This is a genomic window from Isoptericola luteus, assembly GCF_020297055.1.
GTDB classification, from domain to species: Bacteria; Actinomycetota; Actinomycetes; order Actinomycetales; family Cellulomonadaceae; genus Isoptericola; species Isoptericola luteus.
In genome coordinates this window covers 203,302-219,784 of record NZ_JAIXCQ010000007.1, presented here as the reverse complement: position 1 = coordinate 219,784, position 16,483 = coordinate 203,302, and the positions used below count along the sequence as shown (strand labels likewise).

Here is a 16,483-nt window from a genome sequence, read left to right as displayed (position 1 = left end):
GCCTGCTGGCGGTGGTGGTCGCGTTCATCCCGATCGTGGGCACGGCGTTGGCGGGGGTGTTGATCGTGGTCGCCGCGGTCGCGGCGATCGTGTCCGCGCTGGCGAACCTGACGTTGGCCGCCACGGGTGAGCGGTCGTGGGCCGAGGCGGGGATCGCGATCGCGGGGGCCGCCCTGTCGGTGATCGGGTTGGGTGGTGCGGCCAAGGCCGCCACGGGCCTGTCGAAGGCCGCCCTCAAGCAAGGCGCCAAGACCGGCGCGAAGAAAGCCTGGTGCAAGGTCGGGTTCGGTACCTGCTTCACCGCGGGGACCCTGGTCCGCACCCCGGAGGGTGACCGACCCATCGAGGACCTGCGGGCCGGGGACAAGGTCTGGGCGCATGATCTGGCCGCCGGGGCCGACGTGCTGCAGGTCGTGACCGAGACGTTCGTGCGCACCACGACCACCCTGTGGCACCTGAGCATCGGCGGGCAGGTCGTGACCACCACCGACGAGCACCCGTTCATGGTCACGAACATGGGCTGGATCCTCGCGAAGGACCTGCAGCCCGGCGACCTCCTCGTGACGCCCGAGGGCGCCGTGTCCCTCGACCGGATCGAGGTCGAGCACCGCGACCCGAACGACCCCGTCACGGTCTACAACATCCACGTCGCCACCCACCACGACTACTACGTCCTGGCCGGCGACACCGCCGTCCTGGTCCACAACGCCGTCCACGCGAAGGCCCTCACACCGGGCAAGACGTACAAGATCAACGGGGCGACGTACCAGGTCGACAGCCTGGGGCGTCCCTCGGGCATCAGGGTCAAGCTCACGAAGAGCGACATCGGCGGGGCGACCGACCCGAAGGTCGACCCCCTGGGATACATCGACGGTGTCCACCAGCGCGGACACCTCCGCGGTGCCAACCTCGGGGGACCGAACGACCACGCGGCCAACTTCGTCTCGCAGCACCCCCGCTCGAACAGCCCGTGGCAGCGCGCCGTCGAGCGGGAGGTCAAGCGCGTCGTCAACGGCGGGGAGAACGTCGACTACCGGGTGACCCCCAAGTACGAGGGCAGTGCGGAGGTGCCGTCCCAGATCCACTTCGAGGGCACCGGCGACAACGGCTACAAGCTGGACTACACGCTGGACAACCGGGCGGACCTGCCCCTCCTGTCGGAGGAGGTCGCCGCCGGCAACCTCCCCAAGAACGAGCACGGCTTCCGGTTCGGCACGAGAGGCTAGGAGGAACACATGAGCACGCAAGACCTCATCGACGCAGGGAACCTGACCCCGCCGGCGGCACCGTACGACTGGGCCGGGACGGAGCAGCGCCTGGAGATGGCCGTCCCCGAGGACTTCCGGCAGCTGCTCGACGCGGGCGGAGCCGGACAGTGGTTCGGCTACATCCGGCTCTTCGCCCCCGGGCACCCGCTGCCGAGCCAGGACCTCCTGGAGTCCCCCGGCGTGTTCCGCGACCTCCTCGTGCTGTGGGACGACGACCCGGAGTTCCGGCCGGACGACCTGCCCGAGGACAGCCGGCTCATCGCCTGGGCCAACACGGGGAACGGTGAGACGGTGTTCTGGCGCGTCGACCCGGGCGCGAGCCCCGCGGACCACACCGTGTACGTCGAGGACGCGGACGGCGAACGCTGGGAACGGTTCGACCTCGGTGCGACCGCCTTCCTCGAAGGAATCATGAACGGCTCCGTCGAGTGCGAGCTCTTCTCGGACACGTTTCTGCGGGTCGACCGCGTCTTCGATCCGTACCCGCCCGCCTGACCGGGCCCGTCGTCCCGATCCCCCGTCCTGACCCAGGAGACCTGATCGCCCATGACGGACGCTCTCCCCGACATCCCTGCCTCGTCGCGACCCGGCCCCGGCGCGGCAGCCCTGCAGGCTGCGCTCGCGGCGGGCGACCGTGCCGCCGTGCTCGGCACGCTGCGCGGCGCGGCGGTCGTCGTCCCGCACCTGGAGCGCGAGGACGGCACGCCCCAGGTGCGCGTGTTCGACGCCCCGGACGGCTCGGCACGGCCATACGAGCTGTGCCTGTTCTCGTCCGCGGCCGCCCTGTCGGCCTTTCTCCAGGACGACCCCGGGCGCGAGTTCAGCCTGCGCGGACGTGACTCGCTCGCGCCGTTCCTGCGCCGGCACGGCGCCGTGCTCGAGCGGGTGGTCGTCGACCCGGCGGGCGGGCACGCCATGGTCCTCTCCGTCGCCGAGGCGCTGGGCGCACTGGACCTCGACGCCGACGCAGGAGGCACCGGCGACGGCGACCCGACAGGGCTTGCGGACGACTCCGGCGCGGGCATCAGCATCGACGGCCTGCACGCGATGGCCACGGTCGACGAGCCGGGCGGCTCCCGCGGCATCGGGATCGAGCTCAACCTGCCCGACCACTGGGCCGTGGTCGACCTCGACGACCCGCACGAGCGGGGCCTGCAGATCCGCGCGATCGTCAAGCAGCAGACCGCCGTGCTGGGCGACCGCGGCGCCCCGTTGCGCCGCGACCTGCGTGAGCAGCTGACCGCGGTCGCGGAGCGCGCGGCCACCGCGGGAGGTCGTGTCATGGCCTACCTCACGCTGCCCGGCAAGGAGGCGGCGCTCGCGCTGAACCTCACCCTCTACTGGCACGACCTCGGCCCCGAGGTCGGCGGCGTCAGCCACCTGCAGCGCATCGACGACCGGCTGCGGCCGACCCTGGGTCCCGACGACGCCCTCACGACCACCGAGACGCTGTCGGGGCCGTTCCTGCGGCACGTGCGCGCGGCGCACGGCTCGCCCGAGCTCGGCGGGCAGGACGTGCCGCTGCTCCTCGTCGACTACTGGGCGCCGGCCCCCGGCGCGCAGTCCGTGGCGCGCCTCGCGTTCTCGACCCCGCACGTGGAGGCCCGCGACGCGATGCTCGGCCTCACCGACCGCGTCCTGTTCGCCACGGAGTGGCTCATGAGCGAGCCCGGGGCGGCCGACGGCGCCGCCGTCCCCGTCGCGCGCTGACCGTGCCAGGGTGGGACGGTCCCCCGCCCTTCGACCTCAGGAGACCCCGATGGCTCCCCGGATCGCCACCACCACGACCGTCGAGCGCGACGAGCTCGTCGAGTTCCTGCGCTCGAGACGCCACGGCGTCCTCGTCACGACGCGGGGAGACGGCACCCCACAGCTCAGCCCCGTGACCTATGGGGTCGACGCCGAGGGCCGCGTCGTGGTGTCCACGTACCCGGACCGGGCCAAGGCCGTGAACCTGCGCCGACGGCCGCGGGCGTCGTTCCTCGCCCTCGGGGACGACTTCGACGACGCGTGGGTGCAGGTCGACGGCGCCGCCGAGGTGATCGACGTGCCGGGGTCCGTCGAGCCGCTGGTCGAGTACTACCGCGCCGCGGCCGGCAAGGAGCACCCGGACTGGGACGAGTACCGCGAGGCGATGGTGCGTCAGGGCAAGAGCATCGTGCGGATCACGATCGACCGCTGGGGCCCCGTCGCCACCGGCGGCTTCCCGCCGCGGCTCGCCCAGGGCTGAGACCCTCGACGGCCGCGCCAGGTCCGAGCGAGGCCCGGCACAGGCCCGGCGCAGGTCTGGCGCAGGTACGACGCAGGGGTTGTCTGCGCAGGTCACGACGCCTAGGGTCGGTGGCACAAGCCCCCGGGGAGCGCCAGAGCGCTGAGAGTGCGGCCGGACGACCTTCGTCTACCCGCAGACCCGTGGAACCTGATCTGGTTCGTACCAGCGAAGGGAGCAGGGCGGTTCTCGCCGTCCCGCGCGCCACCGCGCTCGTTTCCGCGCGGCGGGCGGCGGGGCGGTACGGGGTCGTCGTGCGTGTCCACCGTGGGGCCCGAGGACGAGGAGCCCGGATGCACCCCACCGACGTCGACCGCACGCCTGAGACCCCTGAGACGCCCGAACCCGCTGAGACCCCTGACGCCCGGCGCGACCACGGCACCCCGGGCGATCGGCCGGTACCCGCCCTCCGGGCGCGGCGCCCGCGGCCCGGCCTGCACGACACGGTCCTGCTGGCGGTGCTCGCGGTGGTGTTCGGCTTCGTGTTCTGGGTCGCCGACCAGGTCTACGGCCCCCTCCTGCTGGCGCTGGGCCCGTTCGGCGGCTTCGCGGACGCCGTCCTGGGCGGCGCGTGGATCGTCGTCGCCCCGCTGGCGCTGTTCATCCTGCGCCGTCCGGGGGCGGGCCTGCTCGCCGAGGTGCTGGCCGCCGGGGTGGAGCTCGTCGTGTTCGGCTCGCCGTTCGGGCCGATGGTGCTCGTCTCGGGGCTGGTGCAGGGCGCGGGGGCCGAGCTCGCGTTCGCCCTGACCCGCTACCGCCGGTGGGGCTGGGGCACGTTCGCGCTGTCCGGGGTGACGGCCGCCGCCGTCACCTACGCCTACCAGACCTTCGCGAACGGCTACCTGGGACAGGACCTCTATCTGCTGCGGTTCGCGGTGCTCGTGGTCTCCTGCGTGCTGCTGTCGGGCCTCGCGGCCCGTGCCCTGGGACTCGCCCTCCTGCGCACGGGCGTGCTCGACAACTATCCCGTCGGCCGCGCTCGATGAGCGCGACCGCCGAGCGGCTCACCGTGACCTACCCCCGCGCTGGCGTGGCCGCGCTCGACGACGTCACGGTGCGGCTCCCCGACGGCGACGCCCTCCTGGTCGTCGGGCTGTCCGGGTCCGGCAAGTCCACCCTGCTCGCAGCGCTCGCCGGCATCGTCGGGCACACGGTCGACGCCGAGGTGTCCGGGCGCGCGCTCGTCGGCGCGGTCGACGCCGTCGCGGGCGGGCAGCGTGCGGTCGCCGCCGTCGCGGGCCTGGTGCTGCAGGATCCCGCGGCCCAGACGTGCCTCGACACCGTCGTCGGCGAGATCGAGCACGTCCTGGAGAACCGGGCGGTGCCGCCCGCGGCCATGCCCGCCGCCGTGGAGGCTGCGCTCACCGCGGCCGGCGCGGGCGACCTCGCCGGACGCGCCACCGGCGAGCTCTCGGGCGGGCAGCTCCAGCGGGTCGCGCTCGCTGCGGCGCTCGCGGGCCGTCCCCGGGTGCTGCTCCTGGACGAGCCGACGGCGCTCCTCGACCCCCGCGCGGCGCGCGACGTCGGCGCCCTGGTGGGGCGGCTCGCCACGCAGGGGACGACGGCGGTCGTCGTCGAGCACCGCGTCGACGACCTCCGCCCGCTGCCCGCGCGCACGCTCGTGCTCGACGGCGGCAGGATCGTCGCGTGCGGGCCTACGGCCGAGGTGCTCGCGACGCACGGGCACCGGCTGCTGGCCGCAGGATGCTGGGTCCCGACGGACGTGCTGCTCGACGCCGCCGGGGCACCCGGCCGGCTCGGCGACCCGGGCACCGACGCCTGGTTGGTGGAGCTCACCGCGAGACGTGCCCCGTCGCCCCCGCCATCCCCCGACGGCGCAGCCCTCGTGGCCGCCGGACCCCGAGGGGGCGACCCCGTCCTCGACGCCCGCCGCATGAGCGTGTCACGCACGCGACGACCCCACGGGCGCTGGTCGCGCGCCCGACAGGTCGACGTCGTGCACGACGTCGACCTGCGGGTCGGGCGCGGCGAGGTCGTCGGCGTGGTCGGGGTCAACGGGTGCGGCAAGTCCACCCTGCTGCGGGGCCTCGCGGGGCTGGACCGCACCCGCGGCACGCGGCGCACGGGCCGTACCGCTCTGGTCGTGCAGCACCCTGAGCAGCAGCTCCTGTGCCGGACCGTCGCCGCGGAGATCGCCTACGGTCCCCGCCGCGCGGGCCTGCCCGACGACGAGGTGGACCGCCGGGTGACGGCCGCTCTGCACCGCTTCGGGCTCCACGACCTGGCCGACCGGTCGCCGTACCGCCTGTCCGGGGGCCAGCAGCGCCGGCTCTCGCTGGCGTGCGCCGTCGTCACCGACGTCGACCTCCTCCTCGTCGACGAGCCGACGTTCGGGCTCGACCGCGCCGGTGCCCTGGACACGGCCGGGGTGCTCCGCCAGGTGTCCGAGGACGGCGCCGGCGTCGTCGTCGTGAGCCACGACCTGGAGCTCCTGGCACGGTGCGCCGACCGCCTGCTGGTGCTGCGCGACGGCCGTCCGGTCGCGCACGGCCGCCTCGAGGCCGTCCTCGGCGACACGGAGACCCTGGACGCCGCCGGACTCGCCCGGACCGACCTGCTCGACTGGTGGTGCGGCCGGCCAGGGCCGCGGCCGCCGCTGCGGTCGCTGCTGGGCGCGCTCGACGCCGCCGTGAGCGCCCGGTGAGCGCCCGGTGAGCCCCGGTCCCGGTGGGCCAGGAGCGTCGCCCGCCGTGGCCTGGAACCCGACCGTCAAGCTCGGCACGCTCCTGGTCGCGAGCGGCGCCGTGCTGCTCGTCACCGACCCGGTGACGCCCGTCGTCCTGTGGCTGCTCGCCACGGGCGCTGCGCTGCTGCTCGGCCGCGTCCCGGCGGGGACGCTCCTGCGTGCCCAGCTCGCGCTCGTGGCGTTCGCCGGATCGGTGTTCTCCTCGAACCTCCTGCTGCGGCACGACGGCGACGTGCTCGCCGTCGTCGGTCCCGTCGAGGTCACCAGCGGCGCGCTGGCGGTCGCGACGTCGTTCGCGGCCCGCACCCTGTACCTGGGCACGGTCTCCGTGCTGCTCGTGGTCACGACCGACCCGGCGCGGCTCATGGTGAGCCTCCACCAGCACGCGCGCGTCCCGGCCACGACGTCCTACGCCGTGCTTGCCGCCCACCGGGTGCTCGAGCTGCTGCCGGCCGAGTGGGAGGCGATCCGCAGCGCCCAGGCGGTCCGAGACCCCCGCCGGGCCGCCGGTGCGCCGCTGCCGCGCTCGCCCCGAGCGCTCGGCACCGCCGTCTTCGCCCTGCTGGTGGCGGCGGTCCGCCGCGCCGAGCGCACCGCCATCGCGCTGGAGAGCCGGGGACTCGGGTCGGGCCCGCGCACCACCGCGCACAAGGTGCCGCTGCGGGCCGGCGACGTCGTGGCGGCAGCCGCCGTGCTCGGCGTCGTCGCCGGGGTCCTGCTCGCCGGGTGGTGGGGCGGATGGCTCTCGGGCCCCGCGGCGCTGACCGCGTGAGTAGGCTCTCGACATGCGGCTCCTGCCCGACCCCGTGTGGCCCGTGCTCCTGCTCGCCCTGGTCTCGGCCGTCGACGCGGTGCTGTGCATCGGACCGGTGCGCTTCATCGCCGACTGCTTCCGCGACGTGCACTTCCCCGAACGCTGGTGGTGGGTGACGCCGTGGCTGAAGGCCGCGGCCGCGCTCGGGCTCGTCGTCGGCATCTGGGTGCCGCTGCTCGGCACCGTCACGTCGGTGGCCCTCGTCGTCTACTTCGCCCTGGCGCTGGGCTTCCACGTGCGGGCACGGGACTTCGGGCGCAACTTCTTCGTCAACGCGACCGGCATGTTCCTGCTGTGCATCTTCGTCCTGTGGTTCTCGTTCGTCCGCTGACGCCGTACGGCGCCCGCCACCTCACCGATCGGAGCTCCGCGTGCCCCTCACCCTGACCGTCCTGCTGTGGTCCCACCCCGGCCAGGCCGACCTGCTGACGTCCTACGAGAACGAGGTGCTGGCGCTCGTGCCGCGGCACGGCGGGCGCGTCGTCTCGCGGGTGCGCAACGTCGCCGGCGAGGCGGCGACCTCCCGCGAACGGGCCGCCGAGCACGCCTGGGAGCCCTGCGAGGTGCAGATCATCGAGCTGCCCGACGACGACGCGCTCGCCGCCTACATGGCCGACCCCGAGCGCGTCGCCCGGCTCGACGTGCGGGACCGCGCCATCGCGCGGACCGAGATCCTGCGGGTCGCACCGGTCGGATGACCGGCCCGGCCCGGCCCGGCCGGGCACGGCGCGGCCGGGCACGGCGCGGCCGGGCACGGCGCGGCCGGGCACGGCGCGGCCGGGCACGGCGCGGCCGGCCTAGAACAACAGATGCTCGGCCTGCCGGTCGGCCGCGTCGCGCGGTCGCAGCTCGTCCGGGAAGCGCCCCGTCGCGCCGGAACGGGCACGGTGCCCGGAGCCGCCGAACCCCCGCTCCGCGAGGAGCGGTCCGACGCGGTCCCAGAGCCACTGCCGGTAGGCCTCGAGCGCGTACGTGCCCCGGGCGAACACCCGCTCGTACCCCGCGACCGCGTGAGGGTGCTCCCGCTCGAGCCACTGCAGGTACCACTCCCGGGTGCCGGGCTTGAGGTGCAGCGGCACCACCGTGACGCCCGTGGCGCCCGCCTCGGCGATGTCGTCGAGGAGCCGGCGCAGGTGGTCGCGGGAGTCGGTCAGCCAGGGCAGCACCGGTGCCACCATGACGCCACACGGCAGGCCGGCGGCGCGGACCGCACGGACCAGCTCGAGCCGGGCCCGGGGCGTCGGGGTCCCCGGCTCGACCGATTGCTGCAGCTCCTCGTCGGCGAACGCGAGCGAGACCCCGATGCCCACCTCCACCCCCTGGGACGCCCGGGCGATCAGCGGCAGGTCCCGGCGGAGCAGCGTGCCCTTGGTCAGGATGGAGAACGGCGTGCCCGAGTCCGCGAGCGCCTCGATGATGCCCGGCATCAACCGGTAGCGACCCTCCGCCCGCTGGTACGGGTCGGTGTTGGTGCCGAGCGCCACCGGCTCGCGCCGCCACGACGGCTTCGCGAGCTCGGTGCGCAGCACCTGGTCGACGTTGATCTTCACGACGACCTGCGAGTCGAAGTCCTGGCCGGCGTCGAGGTCGAGGTACTCGTGGGTGGGCCGGGCGAAGCAGTTGTGCGACACCACACCGTTCGCGACGAAGTCGCCGGTGCCCGTGGTGATGTCGACCATCTCCTGTTCGAGGCCCAGGTCCTCGATGCTCGTGACGTCGAGACCGGCGGACGTCGTGACCGCTCCCCCCGGGGAGGCGGCCTCCTGGCCGGGTCCCGTCAGGCGGTCGTCGACGGTCAGGAACGGACGGCGGGGGATGCCGGGCTCCTGTCGCGCCACGTGCTTCCAGCCACTGCCGCTGGCCAGGAACCGATGGTCGCCGCTCGCGACGATCGTCGTCCCGCCCGCAAGGGTCACGCGGTGCGCCCGCTTGACCGTGCGCCACCAAGCGAGAACCGGGGTCGCCGCGTACCGCCGGTGGCTGCCGTCGACGACGGTCCCGACGACGAGGTCACCCACGCGCACGTCGCGGATCGGCTGACGACGGCCGTCGGCCATGAGCACCTGCGTCTCCGGGCTGATGCAGTAGCGACAGGCATGGCTGCAGCCGCGGTAAGGGTTGATGGTCCACCCGAACGGCATCCGTGACGCCGCGGGCACCTTGCTCAGAGCGCTCTTGGACATCACCTCGTGGAACGTGACGTCAGCGAACTCAGGGGTCTTGACACTGCGGACCAGGCCCAGCCGCGCCAGGCCGGAACGCTCCAGCCCGGGCAGCGCGCCGTCGTCCGACCGGATCGCCTGGCTGTCCCACCTCATGAACCTATTCGAACACACGTTCGGGCGGCTTGGTAGCCGGCGCGTCGTCGGGCATCCCGCCGGGCACACACCGCGTGACCGCTCGTCACGGGATCGCGCAGGGCGCGATCCCGTCGCTCGTCGAGCCCCGGGCGTGCGGCTGGGATCAGGCCGGGACGCGGTCGGCCGCTCGGGCCGGCATCCGGTCGGCCTCCCGGACGGCGGGAAGGAGCCCGTAGGACCTCGCGAACATCAGCGTGGCGGCCGCGGGGTCGGACGGCTGCGCCGCGGCGTACCGCTTGAGGTTGCCCCGGAACACGACGCGCCCGGGAACGCTCAGCAACGTCTGCGGGCGCACCTTCCAGCGCGGGACGCCGAGGTCGCACACACCGGCGTCGCGCAGCACGTGGTAGACGAACTCCGAGCAGAAGAAGCGCGTGTCGTCCTCCGAGCCGCGCCCGAACAGCCCCGTCACGAGGCCCGGCGCGTTGTAGGTGTAGGTGTGCCCGTCCAGGACGAACTCCGCCACCCGGGTGCTGATCGCCTCGTGCTGCGCGGGCGACACGGGGATCGCGAGCACGGCACCGGGCAGCACGGGCATGTCCCGGTACATGCCCTCGTCGAGCCGCTCGCGCTTGAAGCACCCGACGAACGGGTTGCTCGCGCGCCGACGGCCGAAGCTGAACATGAGGTCCAGGCCGGGGTCGAGGGACAGCGAGGCGTGGGTGTACTCGTCGCGCGTCGCCAGGCGGATCGTCCGGGACAGGACGGTGCGGCTGCGGGACAGGACGACGTAGACGTTCACGAAGGACAAGGTACCGGCTCCAGAGCGTCGTCCGGGCAGGTCATCGGGCGAATCAGGGGAGATTCAGGGACGCATCAGGGGTCACCTGGGGGATAAACCCACGGCCGGGACGCCCCACCGCTCAGTTCCAGACCCCGAGACGGTCCACCCGACAGGGCCTCGACGGCCCGGAAACCGACCGAAGGAGTCCCCGTGCTCACCGTGCAGCGCGCGTTCAGCAGCTTTTCCGTCGACGCCCTCGACACCGCCGAGACGTTCTACCGCGACGTCGTCGGGCTCGCCGTCCGCCGCACCCCGATGGGGCTCGAGCTGGACGTCACCGGCGGCACGCCCGTCTTCCTGTACGCCAAGGGCGACGAGCACCAGCCTGCCGGCCACACCGTGCTCAACCTCGTCGTGGCCGACGTCACCGAGGCGGCGAAGGCGCTGCTCACCGGCGGCGTCGAGCTCGTGCGCTATCCCGGCTTCCCGCAGGACGCCGACGGCGTCGTGCGCAGCGAGGACCCGCGCCAGGGACCGACCATCGGCTGGTTCCGCGACCCCGCCCGCAACGTCGTCGCGCTCATCGAGGGATGACGACGCCGCGGGTGGGGTCGCCCCGACGGGAGCATCACTCCCCCGCCGGCACCACCCGCGGCCGCAGGTCCTGCTCCGGCGGGGTCCACACGGACGCGTCGGCGTCCTTCTGCTCGCCCGAGCGGATGTCCTTGACCTGGTCGGGGCCGACGACGTCGTCCTCGCCCGCCTGCCCCGGGAACCACACGAACGGGATGCCGCGGCGGTCGGCGAACTTGATCTGCTTGCCGAACTTCGCCGCCGCCGGCGCGACGTCCACGGGGATGCCGCGGGACCGCAGCGCGGCGGCCACGGCGTCGGACTGTGCCCGGTGCTCCTCGTCTGCGACGGCGACCAGGACCGCCGTCGGCACCCCGCGGGTCGCGGTGACGAGCCCCGCCGACAGCAGCCGCGAGACGAGCCGCGAGACGCCGATGGACAGCCCCACGCCCGGGTAGGTGTTCTTGCCGTCGGAGGCGAGCGTGTCGTAGCGGCCGCCCGAGCAGATCGACCCGAGCTGCTCGTGGCCCACGAGCACCGTCTCGTAGACCGACCCCGTGTAGTAGTCGAGCCCGCGGGCGATCTTCAGGTCGGCGACGACGACGCCCGGCGCGCGCCGGGCCGCCGCCTCCACGAGGGCGCCGAGCTCGGCCAGGCCCGTCTCCAGCAGGTCCGTGCCGGCGCCGTAGGAGCCCGCGAGCGCGCGTACCCGGTCGATCACCCCGGTGTCCGCGCCGGAGATCCCGGCCAGCTCCAGACAGGCCTTCGCCTGTTCGGGCGTGGCCCCCTGCTCGGCCTGGAGCAGCTCGGCGACGGCGTCCGGGCCGATCTTGTCGAGCTTGTCCACCTGACGCAGCACGCCCTCGACGTCGTCCAGCCCGAGGCCGCGGTAGAAACCCTCGGCGACCTTGCGGTTGTTCACGAGGATCCGCACCTCGGGCACGCCCACGTCGCGCAGCGCGCCCAGGGCCTCCGCCATGACCAGCGGGAGCTCGACCTCGTAGTGGTAGGGCAGCTCGCCGGCGCCGACGACGTCGATGTCGGCCTGCACGAACTCGCGGAACCTGCCGTCCTGGGGACGCTCACCCCGCCAGACCTTCTGGATCTGGTAGCGCTTGAACGGGAACGCCAGGCGGCCGGCGTTCTCCAGCACGTAGCGCGCGAACGGGACGGTGAGGTCGAAGTGCAGACCGAGCTGCTTGTCCGGCCTCTGGTCACCACGGGCCTGGTCGCCGTCCTCGTCCTGGAGCCGGCGCAGCACGTAGACCTCCTTGGAGGTCTCGCCCTTGCGCAGCAGCTGGTCCAGCGGCTCGACCGCGCGCGTCTCGATCCCGGCGAACCCGTGCAGCTCGAAGGTGTGTCGCAACACCTCCAGGACGTGCTGCTCCACGACGCGACCGTCGGGGAGCCATTCAGGGAAGCCGGAGAGCGGGGTAGGGCGTGCCATGGGCACCATCTTCCCAGACGGCGGACGTGCGCCCGGTCGCCGGTCCACCGGTGACACCACCATGTCGCCCACCACATCCGCTGACGCGTCCCCCACGCGTCGACGGCGTCAGGCGAGGAAGGGGTTGGTGTCCAGCTCGTGCCCCACGCGGGTGGTGGGCCCGTGACCGGGCACGACGGCCAGGTCCCGGTCCAGCCGGCCGACCACGTCGCGCAGCGTGCGCCGCATCGTCGCCGCGTCACCCCCGGGCAGGTCGGTGCGCCCCACGCCGCCGGCGAAGAGCACGTCGCCGGCGAGCACCACGCCCGACGGCGCGCCGGGGCCGGCGGCGCGGCCGTCACCGTCACCACCGAGCACGAAGAGCGTCGAGCCCTCCGTGTGTCCCGGCGCGTGCACCGCACGCAGCCGCACGGCACCGGCGACGAGCGTCTCGTCGTCCCGTCCCGGCTCGAAGACCTTGACCTCCCCCGGGGCCCGGTAGTCCTCCTGGCGCCGTCCGGTGGCCGCGAGGGCGTCGCCCAGCGCGTGCGACACCCCGGCGTCGCTGATCCCGAGCGTGCCGAACGGGTCGGTGAGCCGGTACGCATCGGCGGCGTGGACGCGCATCGGGACGCCGTAGCGCTCGCACAACGTCGCCGCGTCCCAGGTGTGGTCGACGTGCCCGTGGGTCGCGAGCACCGCGCGTGGGCGCAGGCCCAGGCGGGTGACCAGTGCGGACACCTCCTCCTCCACGCCCGCTCCGGCGTCCACGACGACGCAGTCCCGGGGCCCGCCCGGGGCGTCGTCCGCGACGACGACGCAGCAGTTGGTACCGAAGACGGGTGCCACGACCAGGTGTATCTCCACGGCGGCCACGGTATCGGGCGGGTGTGACCTGTACCCCGGTGCCTAGACTGTCCCCCGCGCGCGGATCCGCGCGCGCCGACGAACGACCAAGGAGGTGCCCCCGACGGTGGCGGCCACCCAGCGCGAGCAGGCGCGCAAGCAGCAGGCGAAGTGGGAGCAACGGCAGGCACGGGCGCGCGCGAAGCGGCAACGCACGTTCGCGCTCGTGGCCATCGCGGCCGTGCTCGCACTCGTCCTGGGCACTGCCGTCGTCGCCGGGCTCGGCGGGCTCAGCGGCGGCACGCAGTCGCCCCCGACGCCCGCGGCCGCCGGGGCGTGCCCCGCGAACACCCCGGGCGCCCGTGACGGCGGCGCCCTGCCCGACCCGTCCACCGCCGAGGGCCGGACCTGGACCGCGACGCTGCAGATGTGCTCCGCCGGGGTCGAGTCCGACCTCGTCGTCGAGCTGGACGGTGCCGCCGCCCCCCAGGCCGTGGCGAGCTTCGTGGCGCTGGCCGACGCGGGGTACTTCGACGGCACCGCCTGCCACCGGCTCACCACCGCGGGCATCTTCGTGCTGCAGTGCGGCGACCCGACCGGCACGGGGAGCGGCGACCCGGGATACTCGTACGGACCCGTCGAGAACGCTCCGGCCGACGACGTCTACCCGGCCGGGACGATCGCGATGGCACGCATCGGCGGCGACGGCGAGTCGATGGGCTCGCAGTTCTTCGTCGTGTACCAGGATTCGACCATCCCGTCCGACGCCGCCGGCGGGTACACGGTGCTCGGCACCGTGAGTTCTGGCCTGGACGCCGTCCAGGCAGTCGCTGACGCGGGCGTGGCGGACGGAGCCGCAGACGGCTCCCCCGCCAGCCCCGTCATCATCGAAGGAGTGGAGACCCAGTGAGCGAGAGCACCCCCGGCTCGACCGGCCCCGAGCAGCCCGTGGCCGCCGAGACCGAGCAGGCGACCGAGGCGGCCCCGCCTGTCGCCCCCGCCGGCACGGAGGCCTCCACCCAGGAAGCGCCGCAGCCGGCGCCCGAGGAGCCGCCGACCACCGGGGTTCCGGAGCCGGCCACGACCGAGCCCGAGCCCGCAGCACCGACCGAGCCCGACGCCGCGGCACCCGCGGAGCCGGCACCGACCGAGCCCGAGCCCGCCGCGGCCGCACCGGCCGAGCCGACATCGGCCGAGCCTGATGCCGCACCGGCCGAGCCAGGTGCCACGGCACCCGAGGCAGCGGCCGAGCCCACGACGCCGGAGACGACCGAGACCGACGCACCGCAGGCCGGTTCCCAGAAGCCGGCCGCGCCCAAGCCGGGCGCGCCCAAGCCTTCGGCGCTCGCGGGCGCGCCCAAGCCCTCGGCGATCCGCCGTCCGGCAGCGGCCGGCGCACCCTCGGGCTCGGTCCCGGCAACTCCTGGCGCACCGGCCACGCCCGTCATGCCTGTCGCACCCGCAGCCGTGGACGCCGCTGAGGCGGCCGCTGCCGAGGGCTTCGGCCGCGTGGACGACGACGGCACGGTCTTCGTCCGCGAGGCCGCGGGTGAGCGCGAGGTGGGCCAGTTCCCCGGCGTGCCCGCGTCCGAGGCGATGAGCCTGTACGTGCGCCGCTACCTCGACCTGTCGGCCAAGGTCGCGCTGTTCGAGACCCGCCTGAGCAGCGCGGACCTGTCGGTGCGCGAGATCGACCAGACGCTCACGAAGCTCACCGAGGAGACCACGGAGCCGGCCGCCGTCGGCGACCTGGACGGCCTGCGCGCCCGGGTCGAGTCGCTGCGGTCGGCCGCGGCCGAGCGTCGCGCCGCCCTGGAGCAGGAGCGAGCCGCCGCCAAGGCGGCCGCGGTCGAGGCACGCACCGCCATCGTGGACACCGCGGAGAAGATCGCGGCGACCGACCCGGCGAAGATGCAGTGGCGCCCGGCGGGCGAGGAGCTGCGCACGCTGCTCGACCAGTGGAAGGAGGCGCAGCGCTCCGGCCCGCGCATCGACCGTCCCACGGAGGAGGCGCTCTGGAAGCGGTTCAGCCACGCGCGCACCGCCTTCGACCGCGAGCGTCGCCACTTCTTCGCCGACCTCGAGCAGCGCAACGCCGCCGCGAAGACCACCAAGGAGAAGCTGGTGGTCGAGGCGGAGGCCCTGCAGCACAGCACCGACTGGGGTGCGACCGCGGCCGCCTACCGCGACCTGATGGCGCGCTGGAAGGCCGCCGGCCGTGCGAACCGCAAGGACGACGACGCCCTGTGGGCCCGGTTCCGCGGGGCGCAGGACACGTTCTTCGCCGCGCGCGACTCCGAGAACGCCGCCATCGACGCCGAGTACGCGCAGAACCTCGAGGTCAAGGAGGCGCTGCTCGTCGAGGCGGAGGCGCTGCTGCCGGTCACTGACCTCCAGCGGGCCAAGAACGCGCTGCGCGACATCCAGGAGCGCTGGGAGGAGGCCGGCAAGGTGCCGCGTGGCGACCTGCAGCGCGTCGAGGGCCGGCTGCGCGCCGTCGAGTCGGCGGTGCGCGACGCCGACCAGGCTCGCTGGGACCGCACCAACCCCGAGACCCGGGCACGGGCCGAGGGCGCTGCCGCGCAGCTCGAGTCCGCGATCGAGAGCCTGGAGGCCGACCTGGCGAAGGCACGGGCCGCCGGCGACTCCCGGCGCGTCACCGAGCTCGAGTCCGACATCGCGGCCCGCCGCTCGTGGCTCGAGCAGGTCGTGCGTGCCGCGCAGGAGTCTCGCGGCTGACGTCCGTCCACAGGCGCTGCGCGGGCGGGTCCCGCGCCCGGATACCGTTCCGGGCGTGGGACCCGCCCGTCCGTCTGCCCGTCCGTCTGCCCGTTCGTCCGCCCGTTCGTCCGCCCGTTCGTCCGGCACAGCCGAGCCCGGCGGCCAGAGCCTGGCCGACCTCCTCGCCCCGCCCGGCACTCCCCGGGCGTCGCGCCTCGTGCGCCCCGCCGACGTCGGCGGGCGCGCTGCGTGGGACGTCCTGGTGCGCGACGGCGCGCTCGACGTCCTCCGGCACGACGCCGCCGTCCCGGCCGGCGAGATGGTGGGGCCGCACCTCCGCGCCGAGACCCTCGTGGGGGACGTCCCCGCGGGCTCGGCGGTGTCCGGTCGCACCGCCGCCTGGGTCCACTGCGGCGGCGTCGCCCACGACGGCGGGCTCCTCGACCTGACCTACCTTCCCGGGCGCCACCGACCCCGGGTCCGCGACGACTCCGGGAAGGTCTGGCAGGCGCCGCTCCTGCGCGACGACACGGTCGTCCTCGCGGGCCTGCGGGTGACGGTCCCCGCACGCACCGTCGTCGACCTCGCGCTGCACCTGACTCCGGACGACGCGCTCGCCCGGGTGGTCGCGCTCGTCCGGCACTGCGGCGTCGACCTGTCCCAGGCCACCCGGCTGCTCGAGCGCCGGGTGCGCGCCGTGGGACGTCCGCGCGCACGGCTCGTGCTGGCCCGTGCCACCGAGGTCCTGGGTGCGGTGGGTGAGGCTCTGCCCTAG

Annotated in this window: 17 protein-coding genes and 1 riboswitch; of the genes, 13 read left to right on the top strand and 4 right to left on the bottom strand. The window is 74.4% G+C overall.

Annotated elements, in window-relative coordinates; genetic code table 11:
- The 9 genes from LEP48_RS11980 to LEP48_RS11940 all read left to right on the top strand — a co-directional run.
- Positions 1-1,226, top strand: a 1,226-nt coding sequence (locus LEP48_RS11980) for a polymorphic toxin-type HINT domain-containing protein (RefSeq protein ID WP_225565815.1), incomplete at its 5' end; no start/stop codon positions are given.
- 9 nt (positions 1,227-1,235) lie between these two features.
- On the top strand, positions 1,236-1,763 hold the full coding sequence (locus LEP48_RS11975; protein WP_225565814.1) for a hypothetical protein: 528 nt from the start codon (positions 1,236-1,238) through the stop codon (positions 1,761-1,763).
- A 51-nt stretch (positions 1,764-1,814) separates the two neighbouring features.
- Positions 1,815-2,978, top strand: coding sequence for an SseB family protein (locus tag LEP48_RS11970; protein WP_225565813.1), 1,164 nt, complete (start codon positions 1,815-1,817; stop codon positions 2,976-2,978).
- Positions 2,979-3,027: 49 nt separating this feature from the next.
- A complete protein-coding gene (locus LEP48_RS11965; protein WP_225565812.1) occupies positions 3,028-3,498 on the top strand; it encodes a PPOX class F420-dependent oxidoreductase in 471 nt (156 codons plus the stop codon).
- A gap of 114 nt (positions 3,499-3,612) precedes the next feature.
- A riboswitch (TPP riboswitch) is annotated at positions 3,613-3,733 on the top strand.
- A 97-nt stretch (positions 3,734-3,830) separates the two neighbouring features.
- Positions 3,831-4,523, top strand: coding sequence for an ECF transporter S component (locus LEP48_RS11960; protein ID WP_225565811.1), 693 nt, complete (start codon positions 3,831-3,833; stop codon positions 4,521-4,523).
- Complete coding sequence (locus LEP48_RS11955; RefSeq protein WP_225565810.1) at positions 4,520-6,202, top strand: ABC transporter ATP-binding protein; 1,683 nt, start codon at positions 4,520-4,522, stop codon at positions 6,200-6,202. Before LEP48_RS11960 ends, LEP48_RS11955 begins: the two co-directional genes overlap by 4 nt.
- A 46-nt stretch (positions 6,203-6,248) precedes the next feature.
- Positions 6,249-7,016 (top strand): energy-coupling factor transporter transmembrane component T family protein, encoded by a 768-nt coding sequence (locus tag LEP48_RS11950; protein WP_308010022.1) that lies wholly within the window; start codon positions 6,249-6,251, stop codon positions 7,014-7,016.
- A 13-nt stretch (positions 7,017-7,029) separates the two neighbouring features.
- Positions 7,030-7,389: a DoxX family protein gene (locus LEP48_RS11945; protein WP_225565808.1), complete on the top strand. Its 360-nt coding sequence runs from the start codon at positions 7,030-7,032 to the stop codon at positions 7,387-7,389.
- 40 nt (positions 7,390-7,429) lie between these two features.
- A complete protein-coding gene (locus tag LEP48_RS11940) occupies positions 7,430-7,756 on the top strand; it encodes a DUF1330 domain-containing protein (protein WP_225565807.1) in 327 nt (108 codons plus the stop codon).
- Between the two features lie 99 nt (positions 7,757-7,855).
- Here LEP48_RS11940 and LEP48_RS11935 read toward each other — a convergent pair whose 3' ends face one another.
- Positions 7,856-9,376, bottom strand: coding sequence for an Rv2578c family radical SAM protein (locus LEP48_RS11935; RefSeq protein WP_225565806.1), 1,521 nt, complete (start codon positions 9,374-9,376; stop codon positions 7,856-7,858).
- 145 nt (positions 9,377-9,521) lie between these two features.
- On the bottom strand, positions 9,522-10,160 hold the full coding sequence (locus LEP48_RS11930; RefSeq protein ID WP_225565805.1) for a hypothetical protein: 639 nt from the start codon (positions 10,158-10,160) through the stop codon (positions 9,522-9,524).
- A gap of 192 nt (positions 10,161-10,352) precedes the next feature.
- On the opposite strand from LEP48_RS11930, the gene LEP48_RS11925 reads away from it, so the two are divergent.
- A complete protein-coding gene (locus tag LEP48_RS11925; protein WP_225565804.1) occupies positions 10,353-10,736 on the top strand; it encodes a VOC family protein in 384 nt (127 codons plus the stop codon).
- A gap of 34 nt (positions 10,737-10,770) precedes the next feature.
- Here the strand turns inward: LEP48_RS11925 and hisS are convergent, their stop codons facing one another.
- Together hisS and LEP48_RS11915 are read right to left on the bottom strand one after the other, a co-directional pair.
- Positions 10,771-12,162, bottom strand: coding sequence for a histidine--tRNA ligase (gene hisS, locus LEP48_RS11920; protein WP_225565803.1), 1,392 nt, complete (start codon positions 12,160-12,162; stop codon positions 10,771-10,773).
- A 108-nt stretch (positions 12,163-12,270) separates the two neighbouring features.
- On the bottom strand, positions 12,271-13,008 hold the full coding sequence (locus LEP48_RS11915; RefSeq protein ID WP_225565802.1) for an MBL fold metallo-hydrolase: 738 nt from the start codon (positions 13,006-13,008) through the stop codon (positions 12,271-12,273).
- A gap of 94 nt (positions 13,009-13,102) precedes the next feature.
- Here LEP48_RS11915 and LEP48_RS11910 point away from each other — a divergent pair, with 94 nt between their 5' ends.
- The 3 genes from LEP48_RS11910 (at position 13,103) to LEP48_RS11900 (ending at position 16,483) form a co-directional block, all read left to right on the top strand.
- Positions 13,103-13,897, top strand: coding sequence for a peptidylprolyl isomerase (locus LEP48_RS11910; protein ID WP_225565801.1), 795 nt, complete (start codon positions 13,103-13,105; stop codon positions 13,895-13,897).
- On the top strand, positions 13,894-15,726 hold the full coding sequence (locus tag LEP48_RS11905) for a DUF349 domain-containing protein (protein ID WP_225565800.1): 1,833 nt from the start codon (positions 13,894-13,896) through the stop codon (positions 15,724-15,726). Before LEP48_RS11910 ends, LEP48_RS11905 begins: the two co-directional genes overlap by 4 nt.
- Positions 15,727-15,925: 199 nt before the next feature.
- On the top strand, positions 15,926-16,483 hold the full coding sequence (locus LEP48_RS11900; RefSeq protein ID WP_225565799.1) for a hypothetical protein: 558 nt from the start codon (positions 15,926-15,928) through the stop codon (positions 16,481-16,483).